The sequence below is a fragment of the Novacetimonas pomaceti genome, from assembly GCF_003207955.1.
Classification (GTDB): domain Bacteria; phylum Pseudomonadota; class Alphaproteobacteria; order Acetobacterales; family Acetobacteraceae; genus Novacetimonas; species Novacetimonas pomaceti.
The window spans coordinates 1-12,623 of sequence record NZ_NOXG01000039.1; the positions used below are offsets into that span (position 1 = coordinate 1).

Below are 12,623 nucleotides of genomic sequence, written 5' to 3' on the forward strand. Positions count from 1 at the left end.
CGGCGCTGGCTGGACGTACGCCCGATGAGGCGTATCATGACGTGCCGACGCCATCTGGTCCGGGGTTAACCCCGGACCAGATGGCCAACAGCAACGCCGTCAGAATGGCGGCATAACAACAACCGGGTATAGCTTATCAAGCCCACAAAACTGTCCGAACGGACGGGACCACCTCACGCCGTCCCGGGCACGGTCAGGCCCTGTCGTGACCAGCGCCGATAATTCTGCCAGTTGGTCCGCTGTCAGGCGGCAGACCGACCCGTTGCGCCACTGATCGTGCAAGCCATCCGGCCCCGCAGCATTGAACCGGTGCACCCAGTCCCGCAGGGTTTGCCGGTCCATCCCGCCGATCCGCGCCGCTTCGCCCCGGCTGGCACCGTCGCGCACCGCAGCCAGAGACAAAAGGCGCCGTGCAACATTCGCATCCCGCGTACGAGAGGCCAGACGCCGTAACGCAGAAGCCGTATAATCCGTCCGTAAGGCAATCGCACCAGCCATTCCCGATCCTCCCTCTCACGACAGAATCAGAACAGGCCCTTCGCGTCACTTCACAGATGAGTCAGAGACAGTAGCCCTTGGTATAAAACGCGACAGTGATCGGCTTACGCCTCATGTCGGTCATAAGCGGAGCCATTCGGACTTCCAGAAAGCGGACGGTCGGCAATAGTTCTCGTTATCCGCCGATATTATCATCCAGACTTCTGATTGCTGCATCAGCAGCTGATCAGGAGAAAGTATCATGGAGAAGACAACTCGTTTTCCAACGCCTACGCTGAAGAAGTCCGTGCCCTGGAATGCAGGAAAAATGGTTGGCGCCAAGCCGGCGCTCAAAGAAAAGCATGTCTGGGCTATTCGGTTCTGGCTCGGGAACGAACAGCGTGTCAGAGACAGCGCGTTGTTTGATCTTGCTCTCGACAGCAAACTCAGAGGCTGTGATCTTGTCAGTCTTCGTATCGGCGACATCGTTACCAGCGGTCAGGTACGTCACCGGACCATGGTCGAGCAGCAGAAAACCCGGCGACCTGTGCAGTTTAAGATTACGGAAACGACGCGCGAAAGTGTGCGAGCGTGGCTGGAGCATTGCGGTGGTGGCTTGAATGAGTATGTTTTTCCAAGCCGCCCAAGCTCATCTGAGCACAAGGCAAGACGCCCGGCTTCTGGATCAATGGGTTCAAGCGGTGGGACTTATACCTGGTGAATATGGAACTCATTCACTTCGCCGCACGAAAGTTGCCATGATTTACAAACGAACCGGTAATATTCGAGCAGTGCAGATCCGGCTTGGTCATTCAAAACTGGATAGTACGGTTCGATGCCTTGGGGTGGATGTCGAGGACGCTCTGGCACTGTCGGAAGCCACGGATCTCTGAAATCGAATATGCCTCGGGAATTTTTTACCTCATCCCTGTGTGTACATGATATGATGACACATAAGGAGGAGACCATGAGCCAGCATCTTTCAGATAACGCATCATCTCCACAGAAAATCGGTGTTCGGGAGTTCCGGGGAAACCTGACGGCGTATCTGCGTCAGGTCAGACAGGGTAGCACGATCCTCGTGACGTCTCACGACCAGGTTGTCGCTGAACTGCGGCCGCCAGCTTCTTCCTATGGTAATCCCCCCATTTTTAGTGGGGCATTGAATGAGAATTCAGGCATCTGTTTTTAGTTTCTGGGCGGGGGTTAGCCCGTTGTTCCCCATGTTGGGTCTGTCATGGTTATATGTCCAGAGCCATTGTGTTGCGACCTCCTGCACGTCCTGAATGCTTTCAAACAGATACTGCTCCAGCCATTCCTGTCGGACAGTTCTGTTGTAGCGTTCAATATAGGCGTTCTGCTGCGGATTACCCGGTTGCGTATAGATCAGGGTAATCCCCTGTTTTTCGGCCCATGAAACCAACGTATGACTGACATATTCAGGGCCATTATCCATTCGGATGGCTTCTGGCCTGCCACGCCACTCCATAACCTGTTCCAGACAGCGGACAACCCGACAGGCCGGCAGGGAAAAATCAACCTCGATCGCCAGTCCTTCACGATTGAAGTCATCCAGAATGTTCAGGAGCCGAAAAGCACGTCCATCCATCAGCCTGTCCGCCATAAAATCCATGGACCAGACCCTGTTGGGAAGGGCCGGAACCGACAGTTTTTCTGGCTTTTCGCGAACCAGACGCTTGCGGGGTTTAATCCGCAGGTTGAGTTCCTGTTCCCGATAGATCCGATAAACCCGCTTATGATTCCAGAGCTGTCCCTGCACATTGCGCAGATACAGGAAACACAGACCAAATCCCCATCTCCTGTGAGCCTGGGTCAGTCCCACCAGAAGAGCGGCAATCCTGTCGTTCTCCGCTGCCAGTCGCGGACGATAGCGAAAGCAGGTCTCGGATATCCCAAAAATCCGACAGGCCAGCGCAATGCTGACCCCATGATGCGCCACAGCTTGTGCGGCCAGTTCCCGGCGCTGGGCTGGCCGCTTCATTTTTTTCCAAGGGTTTCCTTCAGGATATCCGTCTGCATGCTCAAATCCGCATACATGCGCTTCAGCCGACGGTTCTCCTCTTCCAAAGCCTTCATCTGACTGATCATCGAAGCATCCATGCCGCCATATTTCGCGCGCCACCGGTAAAACGTGGCGTTGCTGATCCCATGCTCCCGGCACAGGTCAGGAACCGGGACACCGCCCTCAGCCTGGCGGATCACACCCATGATCTGGGCGTCAGTAAAGCGATCACTCTTCATCAGAATCTCCTCAATTCTTACGCTGAGAAAATTCTCATTCAAAAGTCACTCTTTTTATGGGGGAATTACCAGAGGACTGGATGGAGACCTCTCACACGAGGTCGCCGTCGCCCTTATGAAACATGATGCGCTCGGTGCTCATGCCAGGGATGAACTGGGTCTGTCCGAGGCCACAGCGGCAAGACCCATACAGGCGGCATTCGCCTCGGCAACCGCCTTTTCGTCCGGAGCCTTACTGCCCGTACTGGCAGCTGTTCTGACCCCTGTCGCGTGGGTATCCTGGGGCGTGTCCCTGACCTCGGTCGTGGTTCTCGCCGTTTTGGGCGTCGTCGGCGCGCTTGCCGGCGGCGCGGCGCCTCTGCGGCCAGCACTGCGTGTGACGTTCTGGGGTATTGTTGCGATGATCGTCACGGGCGGAATCGGCCGCCTGTTCGGCGTGTGACACCGTATTCCAGGTTTTGAACGAGGCATGTCCTGGGTAGTGTTGACTTCATCCATTATATCCGTGATCGTCGATTTATGGATACAGAATCTGCCCTCGCTGCCCTGAGCGCTCTGTCGCAGTCCACGCGAATGGAGATCTTCCGCCTGCTGGTGCGCCACGAACCGGACGGACTACCCGCCGGAGACGTCGCGCGGCATCTCGATGTCCCGCAGAACACGATCTCGGCCCATCTTGCCACCCTGACCCGTGCCGGCCTGCTGACCTCGCAGCGCCACAGCCGGCTGATCGTCTATCGTGCGCGCCGTCCGCGCTTGCGCGACCTGATGCTCTTCCTCGTAAGAGACTGCTGTGCGGGCAGCCCCGAACTCTGCGCGCCCCTGGTCGCGAACCTGTCCTCCTGCTGCCCATCCCGGGAATCCTGCCCATGACCATCACGATCTACCACAACCCGGCCTGCGGCACGTCGCGCAACGTGCTGGCACTGATCCGCAACAGCGGCGAGGAGCCCCGGATCATCGAATATCTGAAAACGCCGCCGAGCCGGGCCGAACTGGTCGATCTGATCGCCCGTATGGGGCTTCCGGTGCGCTCGGTCCTGCGGGAAAAGGGCACGCCCTTTCACGAGCTCGGCCTCGATAATCCGACCCTGACGGACGATACGCTGATCGACGCCATGATCGCACACCCGATCCTGATGAACCGGCCGATCGTCGTCACCCCCCTCGGTGTTGCGCTCTGCCGTCCGTCCGAGGCGGCTCTGGAAATCCTGCCCAACCCGCAGCGGGGCGCTTTCGTCAAAGAGGACGGCGAGAAGATCGTCGATGAATCCGGAAAGCGGATCTCCTGATGCTGGCTCTTCTGCTTTTCGTTGTCACGCTGGTTTTTGTCATCTGGCAGCCTCGGGGGCTGGGCATCGGCTGGAGCGCAATGGCAGGTGCCGCCGTGGCCTTGGCGGCTGGCGTGATCCACTGGCATGACATTCCTGTCGTCTGGCACATCGTCTGGGACGCGACCTTCACCTTTATCGCGCTGATCGTCATCTCGCTGTTGCTGGATGAGGCAGGGTTCTTCCATTGGGCCGCCCTGCACGTCGTACGCTGGGGCAAAGGGCGAGGCCGGACGCTATTCCCGCTGATCGTGGTGCTGGGAGCGGCCATTGCAGCGGTTTTCGCCAATGACGGCGCGGCGCTGCTGTTGACGCCCATTGTCATCGCTATCCTGACGCAACTGCGCCTGAGCCATGGCGCGGCGCTGGCCTTTATTATCGCCACTGGGTTCGTCGCGGATACCACCAGCCTGCCGCTTGTCATTTCCAACCTGGTGAACATCGTCAGCGCCAATTTCTTTGGCATTGCGTTTGATCGCTATGCCGCGATCATGGTCCCTGTCGATCTGGTGGCGCTGGGCGCGACGCTGGCTGTGCTTTGGCTGTGGTACCGGCGGCAGGTGCCTGCGACCTATCCCGTCGCCGAACTGCCAGCACCCGCTGCGGCAATTCGTGACCACCATGTATTTCGGGCGGCATTTCCGCTGCTGGTCCTCGTTCTGGCGGCCTATTTCCTGACAGCGCCGTTTCATATCCCGGTCTGTGTTGTAGCCTGTCTGGCCGCCGGAACCCTGTTGCTCGTCGCCGGATATGGCCGGGTGATCCCTGTTCGCAAGGTGCTGATGGGCGCACCATGGCAGATCGTGATCTTCTCGCTGGGCATGTATCTGGTGGTGTATGGCCTGCGCAATGCCGGGCTGGCCGACTACCTTGCGGCCGCACTGGTCTGGCTTGGCCATCAGGGGCCGTTCATCGCCACCATCGGCGCCGGCTTTCTGGCGGCTGTTCTGTCGTCCATCATGAACAATATGCCGAGTGTGCTGGTCGGGGCACTGGCGATCCAGCAGGCGCACGACATCACGCCGCTGACACGCGACCTGATGGTCTATGCCAACATCATCGGCTGCGACCTCGGGCCGAAATTCACGCCGATCGGCAGTCTCGCGACACTGCTCTGGCTGCATGTGCTGGCGTCCAGGAACCATCGGGTCACGTGGGGGCAATATATGAAGGTGGGTCTGGTGATCACACCTCCCGTCCTGCTGGTCACACTCCTGGCGCTGGCCCTGTGGCTGCCTCTAATCAGCCAGCCGTAATGCATGAATGGACCGATATCACAATGACTGAACCTGACTTGCCGGCCCTTCACCCCGAATATCTTGAACAGGTCGATCTCGCGCGGCTGGAACCGCAACCGCGTGTGGACCATCCGCCGCGTATCCTTCTGCTCTATGGCTCTTTACGCCCCCGATCCTTCAGCCGGTTGCTGGTGCTTGAGGCAGAACGCATCCTGAAGGTGCTGGGGGCCGAGACACGGGTGTTCGACCCGACCGGCCTGCCGGTAGCGGATTCCGTGCCCGCAAGTCATTCGAAGGTGCGGGAACTGCGGGAACTCTCGATCTGGTCTGAAGGCCAGGTCTGGTGCAGCCCCGAACGGCACGGCAACATCACTGCCGTGTTCAAGAACCAGATCGACTGGTTGCCCCTGACGGAAGGCTCGATCCGCCCGACGCAGGGCCGCACGCTGGCGGTCATGCAGGTTTCGGGCGGATCGCAGAGCTTCAATTCCGTCAATGCCCTACGGGTGCTGGGCCGGTGGATGCGGATGTTCACCGTCCCCAATCAGTCCAGCGTGCCGATGGCCTATACCCAGTTCGGTGACGATGACCGGATGAAGCCATCCCCCCTCTATGACCGGATGGTAGATGTCATGGAGGAGCTGATGAAGTTCACATGGCTGCTGCGCGACCGGGCCGACTACCTCGTTGATCGCTACAGCGAACGCAAGGCGGAATTCCGTCTCCCGGAAAGTCTGTGAGCCGGGCAATGGCGGAACAGTTCGATGTTGTGATCGTGGGAGGCGGTCAGGCGGCCCTCGCCGCGTCGTATTTTCTACGACGGACCGGACTGCGTTACGTCATTCTTGATAACGGGACGCAGGCGGGTGGTGCATGGGTGCATGGCTGGGACTCCCTGCATCTGTTTTCACCCGCGTCCTACAGTTCGCTGCCCGGCTGGCCGATGCCAGACACGCCGGATGGCGGCTATCCGACCCGTGACGAGGTGTTGGACTATCTGCGCCGCTACGAGGCGCGCTATGCGCCGCCGATCCGCCGTCCGGTCATGGTCGAGTGTGTGGAGCGCGCGAACGGAAAACTTCTGACTGTCAGAACCAGCGCGGGTGATTTTCTTGGCCGTGCGGTTATCGGGGCGACCGGTACGTGGTCAGCCCCCTTTGTTCCCGATGTCGCGGGGCGTGACCTCTTCGGCGGGACGCAACTCCATTCCAGCCATTACCGGAATGCCGCGCCCTTTGCCGGCCGACGTGTACTGGTGGTGGGTGGGGGCAACTCCGGGGCACAGATTATGGCGGAGCTGTCGCTTGTCGCTCAGGCAACATGGGTCACGCTGCATGATCCCATCTTTCTGCCCGATGACGTGGACGGACGGGTCCTGTTCGAGCGGGCGACCGCTCGCGTTCTCGGCGGCCCGTCGGCCATGCCCACCAGCGGCTTTGGCGATATCGTCATGGTCCCACCTGTGCGCGCCGCCAGGGAGCGAGGCGTGCTCCACGCGGTGCGCCCGTTTGTACGTGTGACGGCGACGGGCGTCGTCTGGCCCGACGGGCGGGAAGAAGCCATCGATAGGATCATCTGGTGTACCGGCTTCCGACCCGCGCTCGGTGTATTTGCATCACTCGACGTGATCGAGCCGGACGACTTGATCCGTGTTAACGGGCAGCAGGCCGTCAGGGAGCCACGTCTCTGGCTGCTGGGTTATGGCTCCTGGTGTGGGCCCGCATCCGCCACGCTGCTGGGCGCCGGCCGTGTCGCCAGATCCATGGTCCGGCAACTGGCGGCCTGGCTTGCGTCGCCGATATAGAAGGTCTGCTTATCGAAACTTTGAGCAAGTCTGAACACGGCCGAGAAGAGGGCGACTGCCGCCAGTCTGCTTAATTCTTGAAGCCGACAGGCAGATTGCTGCAGGAATTGTCCATAACGCTTCGCCGTCAATCTCAATCAGCAGCTGTGTTCCGCTGGACAGAATGCGCATACCGATCCCCCCACTTCTTGAGCGCCTGAATAACTGGCTTCAGCGTCTTTCCCAGCTCGGTCAGGGCGTAGTCCACATGCGGTGGCACCTCGGGAAAAACGGTGCGTGACACCAGTCCGTCTGCCTCGAGTTCGCGCAACTGATTGGTCAGCATCCGCTGCGTGACGTTGGGAAGGCGACGGCGCAGTTCGCCGAACCGCAGCACTCCGTCCTCGAACAGGTGATACAGGATCAACGCCTTCCACTTCCCGCCAAACAGTTCCAGCGTGGCTTCCACCGTGCAACCGGGGCTACAGGCCAGCGTGGTGTGACGAATGCGGGGCATGGTATCATTCCTGACACTAGTGGCGGTTTATGTGCGTTCTTGCGCACACCGCAGGCTGGGTCAATGTTTACATACGGGCCGGACAGATGGCCTGCATTTATAAACAGGGTTGATCATGTCTTCATCTTCTTTATTCGAACCTGTGCGACTGGGCGACCTGTCGCTGGAAAACCGGATCTTCCTGCCACCACTGACACGCTGCCGCAGCACCCAACCGGGCGATATTCCCAACGCGCTGATGGCCGAGTATTACGCGCAGCGCACGCAGGCGGGTTTCCTGATTACCGAAGGTACGCAGCTCGAACCCCGCGGGCAGGGCTATGCCTGGACGCCAGGCATCTATTCACCCGAGCAGGTCGCGGGCTGGAAGCTGGTCACCGATGCGGTACACGCAAAGCGGCGGCCCATCTTTGCACAATTGTGGCATGTGGGCCGCGTGTCCCACCGGGCATTGCAGCCCGGTCATGAGGCACCGATCGCTCCGTCCGCGGTCGCGGCAACAGGCGTAAACGTGTTCATCCCCACGGGGCCGGGTACAGGAAAGCTGGTACCCCCTGATGTGCCACGCGCGCTGACCATTCCCGAAATCCATGAACTGGTGGAGCTGTACGCACAGGCAGCCCGCAACGCCCTGTCAGCCGGTTTCGATGGCGTCGAAATCCACGCCGCCAATGGCTACCTGATCAACCAGTTCATCTCCGAACGGGCCAATTTCCGCACCGATGCCTATGGCGGCAGCCTGTCCAACCGCCTGCGCTTCCTGCGCGAGGTGGTAGAGGCCGTTTCCGCCGTCGTCACCCCCGACAGACTGGGCGTGCGGTTTTCCCCGCTGTTCGGCACGACCACGGAAGAGCGCGTGTATCTTGGCCTGCTGGAGGACAATCCAGCGGAAACCTATACGGCGGCCGTGCGCGTGCTGGCGGACGCGGGCATCGCCTATGTCTCGCTCGCCGAGGCTGACTGGGACAATGCGCCTGAAATGCCGGACGCCTTCCGCGCCAGCGTGCGCGACATCTTCGGCGGCCGCATCCTGTGCGCGGGCCGTTACGACCTGCACAAGGCACAGCATGTGCTGGCGCATGACTGGGCGGACATGATCGGCTTTGGCCGGAAATTCATCGCCAATCCGGACCTGCCCGCGCGGCTGGAACATAACTGGCCGCTCAATCCGCTGGACCCGGCGACGATGTACGGCGGCAGCGCGCATGGCTACACCGACTACCTTTTCCATAATCAATAAACAGGGAAACGGACCAATGAGTTTTTACCAGACCCTCAACCCGACAACGGAAACCGTGGAACGCACGTTTGAACTGCATACTGCCGCGCAGATGAAGGCGATTATCGATCGCGCGGACCATGTGTGGAAGACCGACTGGAAGAAGCGCGACATCGCAGCCCGCAAGGTCATCATGTCAAAGGCTGCCAACCTGCTTCGCCGTGACCGCATGACACATGCACGCCTGATCGCGACCGAAATGGGTAAGGCGCTGCCTGACGCGCTGGAAGAAATCGACATCACGGCCGACATCCTCTCCTACTATGCCGAGGGCGCGGAGAAATTTCTCGCTCCCACGCCCCTGAAGGTCAAGGAAGGCCATGCAAAGATCATCAACCAGCCGCTTGGCGTAATCTACTGCATCGAGCCTTGGAACTTCCCCTATTACCAGCTTGCCCGCGTGGCGGGGCCGAACCTGATGGCAGGCAATGTGGTCATCGCCAAGCACGCGCCCAACGTGCCGCAATGTGCGCTGGCCTTTGAAAAGCTGTTCCACGAGGCGGGCGCGCCTGCTGGTGTCTATACCAACATCTTCCTCGACAACGATCAGTCCGCCGAACTGATCAAGGATTTCCGCATCCGTGGCGTCGCCCTGACGGGCAGCGAACGCGCGGGCCAGACGGTCGCGGCCGAAGCGGGTGCGGCGCTGAAGAAGGACACGATGGAACTTGGCGGTAGCGACGCGTTCATCGTGCTGGATGACGCGGATCTTGAACTTGCCGTGAAGTGGGCGACATGGGGCCGGTTTGCCAATAACGGGCAGGTCTGCACGGCGGCCAAACGGATGATCGTGCATGAGAAGGTCTACGACGCCTTCCTCGCGGGTCTGAAAACCGCGATCACGCAGTTCCGCATTGGCGATCCGCTGGCTGAGGGTACCACCCATGGCCCGATGAGCAGCAGGAAGGCACTCGACACCGCACTGGCGCAGACTGACGAAGCGGTCAAGGCAGGCGCAACGTTGGTGGCCGGGGGCAAGCGGATGGAGCGCAAGGGTTTCTTTATGGAGCCGACTATCCTGACCAACGTGTCAAAGGACAATCCGGTCTTCTATCAGGAGATTTTCGGTCCCGTTGCCGTCGTGCATAAGATCGCATCGGAACACGAAGCCATCGAACTGGCCAATGATTCTCCTTATGGCCTCGGCGGGGCCGTGTTCTCGCGTGACCTTGGCCGGGCGGAACGGGTGGCCGAAGCGGTCGAGACCGGCATGATGTTCATCAACACGGCCACGGCTGCGGCCCCTGAACTGCCGTTTGGCGGGATCAAGAACTCTGGCTTTGGCCGCGAACTGTCCTTCCTCGGCATTGAGGAGTTTATCAACCGTAAGCTGATCCGCGTTGCCTGAAGATTAGGCGAACGCCGCTTTCTGTCCCGGATAAAATCCTGTCCGGGGCAGAGGTGTGCTACTCATCAAGTTAAATGCCACCTGCGGCTCAAGTGATACGAAGAAATGGTATATGCCTGCTTTGGCAACCGCACGATTAGTCATCGAATGACCGGAACTAGGCGTAAGCGGAATGCCTGGATCTGTCCGCGTGGTTGTCGGGACTTCTGCTTGATTGGCAGATTTATCATCATCTTCTGGTTTTCGACACACGGGGCCTTTTTTTATGGTCTCCAACCTACTTGCGATAAGTGGAATTATCGCACGTAGGTATGGGGAAGGGGGCCTGTTTTCGATAAAAGACAGAGTTTGAAGTTAGGTATGAAATAAAGTAAGTCCATACGGCCACGCGTGGGTTTGATGTTGCGTCGTTTGGATCTAAATGATAGATATCAATGATACCTACTCCAAGGAGGTGGACATGTCTGATACAGCCAAAATTTTTATGACCGGTCGCAGCCAGGCCGTGCGTCTTCCTGCAGCTTACCGATTTGACACATCAGAGGTCACAATCCGCAGAGATCCACGTACCGGTGATGTCATTCTCTCGCCGCGTCCCCTGGGGTGGGGTAAGGCACTTTCTGCCATCCGGCAGGCCAAAGGGACTGAGCTTTTCCCTGAAGGTCGCAACCAGGATCAACAGGACAGGGATCCATTTGCTGTGTGCCTAACGTGATTTCTTATATGTTCGATACCAATACAATAAGTGATATCATACGCGCGGACGAAAGAGTGCTCTCACACGTGGAGGCGCTTGATCCAGGCCGGTGTTGTGTCTCGGCCGTAACCGCCGGAGAAGTTGCGTATGGACTAGCCAAACGCCCATCGGCAACTCGATTACTGCGTCTGACACGCACTGTCATGGATCGGCTGACCATACTGCCCTGGGATCATGGCGTAGCGGAGCGCTACGGCAAATTACGCGCTGAGCAAGAGCGGCATGGTCAAATTCTTGGGTCTTTGGACATGATGATCGCCGCACATGCCCTGACAGAGCATCTCGCGTTAGTGACCAGTGATCAGGCTTTTGCTCAGGTTCGGGGACTTACTGTGCTGAACTTTCGAAATTCGTGAAAACTGAACAAACGCTTATTACATTGTCTCTCAACAAACCAGAAATCAGAACATAGCGTTGACTGCAAACTGCGGGGAAACCTGTATACTTTTGTTGTGACCTGCAAAATAGAACGCAGAGCCGACGATTACCCCCCAATTTGCATTCCAGTTATATTCAAATGCAGGCGCGATCTGCCAGTCTGTTCCGGCTGTTCCTGTTTTATGAATATACGTGCCGTTATTATCATGCCCCCGCAACCACTTCCATCATAAATCTCTCATCATCGACGTCTGATCGCCATGAAATGCTGGCTTATCAGACAGTTGCACGTGTCCCGCTCCTCGAAAGAGGGGCGGGTAATCGCGCGCGTCCGCACCACGCCATGGCCAACAGGGCCGCCCCAACTGGTTTCTCCGATCCGTTCAAAACGTAACGTAGAAACTAATGAGGAATATCATCATGCGCGATGACGCAGTGAGAATGCTGTCGGGGCCAAATCAGAGGGAATGGTTGGCACGCAATACCAGATATGACCCGGAGACTGGCCGTCTTCTGGTATGGAACATCATTACATGGAAATGGTGTCTGGCGACCTCGGAAAATATCCTGGAGCTTTGTCCTCTGAGTGTAAGGGGCTTTGGGGATCCGGATGACATCTGGACGGACGTCCGCAGTAAGGCCAGCAGGCAGTCTTATGATCCGCAGCAGCGCGGCGATACTCCTGATTATAGTGAAGCGGAACGAAGTGCGTGGCTGAGGGAGAGCCGCCGCCGGAAATGCCTTCCCGAACGCATTGAAATTTTCAACGTGATACAGGGCCGGTGGATAGCGGTCACCCAGGAGAACCTAGCGGAGCATTACGCCCGCGGCTATTGGGACCTTATCGGGTTGGGTAACGCATGGGAGGAAATCGACGCGGAAATCTCACGGAAGGGTTGTACATCGGGTTAGATTATGAAAAAGTCTATTTTGTGTAAAAGAAATTTTCGTAAGCTATAAGAAAACCTAATGCAGACAGAGTGTAGCGCAGGCGCGTATGAATTTCCAGCCTCCTATGGACGGCGTGTTGTAGCCCGTTTTGACGGGGGTCGCATGAGTTCGGATGGCGGTGTCATCCTGGTAAAGCAGGTCGATGATAGTCTGGGGTTCAGTCGCCGTTTTGCTGCCTGTTTTCGCGATAAGCGGCATCCTGCCTTTGTGGAATACCGGGTTGAAGACCTTGTCCGTCAGCGGATCATGGGCCTGGCACTGGGCTATGAAGATCTCAATGATCACGATGCCCTGCGGCATGA

General features: G+C 58.4%; 14 protein-coding genes and 4 pseudogenes. 14 read left to right on the forward strand and 4 right to left on the reverse strand.

The genetic code is table 11. The features are described 5' to 3' along the window. Positions 1-162: 162 nt before the first annotated feature. Positions 163-498, reverse strand: a pseudogene (locus CFR71_RS14355) (helix-turn-helix domain-containing protein); the annotation flags it as partial. A 241-nt stretch (positions 499-739) separates the two neighbouring features. Between CFR71_RS14355 and CFR71_RS14360 the strand changes: the two are divergent. Together CFR71_RS14360 and CFR71_RS14365 are read left to right on the forward strand one after the other, a co-directional pair. Then, positions 740-1,198, forward strand: a complete 459-nt coding sequence (locus CFR71_RS14360) for a tyrosine-type recombinase/integrase (protein WP_235450659.1) — start codon at positions 740-742, stop codon at positions 1,196-1,198. 180 nt (positions 1,199-1,378) lie between these two features. Beyond that, positions 1,379-1,612, forward strand: a pseudogene (locus CFR71_RS14365) (type II toxin-antitoxin system Phd/YefM family antitoxin); the annotation flags it as partial. A 39-nt stretch (positions 1,613-1,651) separates the two neighbouring features. Here CFR71_RS14365 and CFR71_RS14370 read toward each other — a convergent pair. Further along, positions 1,652-2,739, reverse strand: a protein-coding gene (locus tag CFR71_RS14370) for an IS3 family transposase (RefSeq protein ID WP_085948964.1) whose coding sequence is annotated in 2 segments (ribosomal slippage) — positions 1,652-2,478 and positions 2,478-2,739 — 1,089 coding nt in all. Because the reading frame shifts where the segments join, the coding sequence is not laid out codon by codon here. Positions 2,740-2,809: 70 nt separating this feature from the next. Between CFR71_RS14370 and CFR71_RS14375 the strand changes: the two are divergent. From CFR71_RS14375 to CFR71_RS14400, 6 genes and pseudogenes are all read left to right on the forward strand, one after another. Next, positions 2,810-3,181 (forward strand): annotated as a pseudogene (locus CFR71_RS14375) (VIT1/CCC1 transporter family protein); the annotation flags it as partial. 77 nt (positions 3,182-3,258) lie between these two features. Beyond that, on the forward strand, positions 3,259-3,612 hold the full coding sequence (locus tag CFR71_RS14380) for an ArsR/SmtB family transcription factor (RefSeq protein ID WP_025440030.1): 354 nt from the start codon (positions 3,259-3,261) through the stop codon (positions 3,610-3,612). Then, the gene (gene arsC / locus CFR71_RS14385; protein ID WP_010510570.1) at positions 3,609-4,031 is read left to right on the forward strand and encodes an arsenate reductase (glutaredoxin); all 423 of its coding nucleotides are present in this window, start codon (positions 3,609-3,611) and stop codon (positions 4,029-4,031) included. Before CFR71_RS14380 ends, arsC begins: the two co-directional genes overlap by 4 nt. Next, complete coding sequence (locus tag CFR71_RS14390; protein ID WP_025440029.1) at positions 4,031-5,326, forward strand: arsenic transporter; 1,296 nt, start codon at positions 4,031-4,033, stop codon at positions 5,324-5,326. The genes arsC and CFR71_RS14390 overlap by 1 nt, the downstream gene beginning before the upstream one ends. Positions 5,327-5,349: 23 nt before the next feature. After that, on the forward strand, positions 5,350-6,048 hold the full coding sequence (arsH, locus tag CFR71_RS14395; RefSeq protein WP_025440028.1) for an arsenical resistance protein ArsH: 699 nt from the start codon (positions 5,350-5,352) through the stop codon (positions 6,046-6,048). Positions 6,049-6,056: 8 nt separating this feature from the next. Next, positions 6,057-7,112, forward strand: coding sequence for an ArsO family NAD(P)H-dependent flavin-containing monooxygenase (locus CFR71_RS14400; RefSeq protein WP_025440027.1), 1,056 nt, complete (start codon positions 6,057-6,059; stop codon positions 7,110-7,112). 133 nt (positions 7,113-7,245) lie between these two features. Here CFR71_RS14400 and CFR71_RS14405 read toward each other — a convergent pair whose 3' ends face one another. Further along, positions 7,246-7,608, reverse strand: a complete 363-nt coding sequence (locus CFR71_RS14405; RefSeq protein ID WP_010510588.1) for a winged helix-turn-helix transcriptional regulator — start codon at positions 7,606-7,608, stop codon at positions 7,246-7,248. Between the two features lie 115 nt (positions 7,609-7,723). On the opposite strand from CFR71_RS14405, the gene CFR71_RS14410 reads away from it, so the two are divergent. The 4 genes from CFR71_RS14410 (at position 7,724) to CFR71_RS14425 (ending at position 11,348) form a co-directional block, all read left to right on the forward strand. Then, complete coding sequence (locus tag CFR71_RS14410) at positions 7,724-8,848, forward strand: alkene reductase (RefSeq protein WP_025440026.1); 1,125 nt, start codon at positions 7,724-7,726, stop codon at positions 8,846-8,848. Positions 8,849-8,864: 16 nt separating this feature from the next. Continuing rightward, positions 8,865-10,235 carry an NAD-dependent succinate-semialdehyde dehydrogenase gene (locus CFR71_RS14415; protein WP_025440025.1) on the forward strand — a complete coding sequence of 457 codons (1,371 nt, stop codon included), beginning with the start codon at positions 8,865-8,867 and terminating at the stop codon, positions 10,233-10,235. A gap of 460 nt (positions 10,236-10,695) precedes the next feature. Next, positions 10,696-10,950, forward strand: coding sequence for an antitoxin (locus tag CFR71_RS14420; protein WP_061498341.1), 255 nt, complete (start codon positions 10,696-10,698; stop codon positions 10,948-10,950). Between the two features lie 8 nt (positions 10,951-10,958). Beyond that, positions 10,959-11,348, forward strand: a complete 390-nt coding sequence (locus CFR71_RS14425) for a type II toxin-antitoxin system VapC family toxin (RefSeq protein ID WP_053324230.1) — start codon at positions 10,959-10,961, stop codon at positions 11,346-11,348. A gap of 45 nt (positions 11,349-11,393) precedes the next feature. On the opposite strand, the pseudogene CFR71_RS17030 reads toward CFR71_RS14425, so the two are convergent. Next, a pseudogene (locus CFR71_RS17030) lies at positions 11,394-11,588 on the reverse strand (hypothetical protein); the annotation flags it as partial. Positions 11,589-11,790: 202 nt separating this feature from the next. Here CFR71_RS17030 and CFR71_RS14435 point away from each other — a divergent pair. Both CFR71_RS14435 and CFR71_RS14440 read left to right on the forward strand, forming a co-directional pair. Beyond that, the gene (locus CFR71_RS14435; RefSeq protein WP_025440024.1) at positions 11,791-12,282 is read left to right on the forward strand and encodes a hypothetical protein; all 492 of its coding nucleotides are present in this window, start codon (positions 11,791-11,793) and stop codon (positions 12,280-12,282) included. 57 nt (positions 12,283-12,339) lie between these two features. Further along, the coding region (locus CFR71_RS14440) for a transposase (RefSeq protein WP_207781407.1) at positions 12,340-12,623 on the forward strand (284 nt) is incomplete at its 3' end.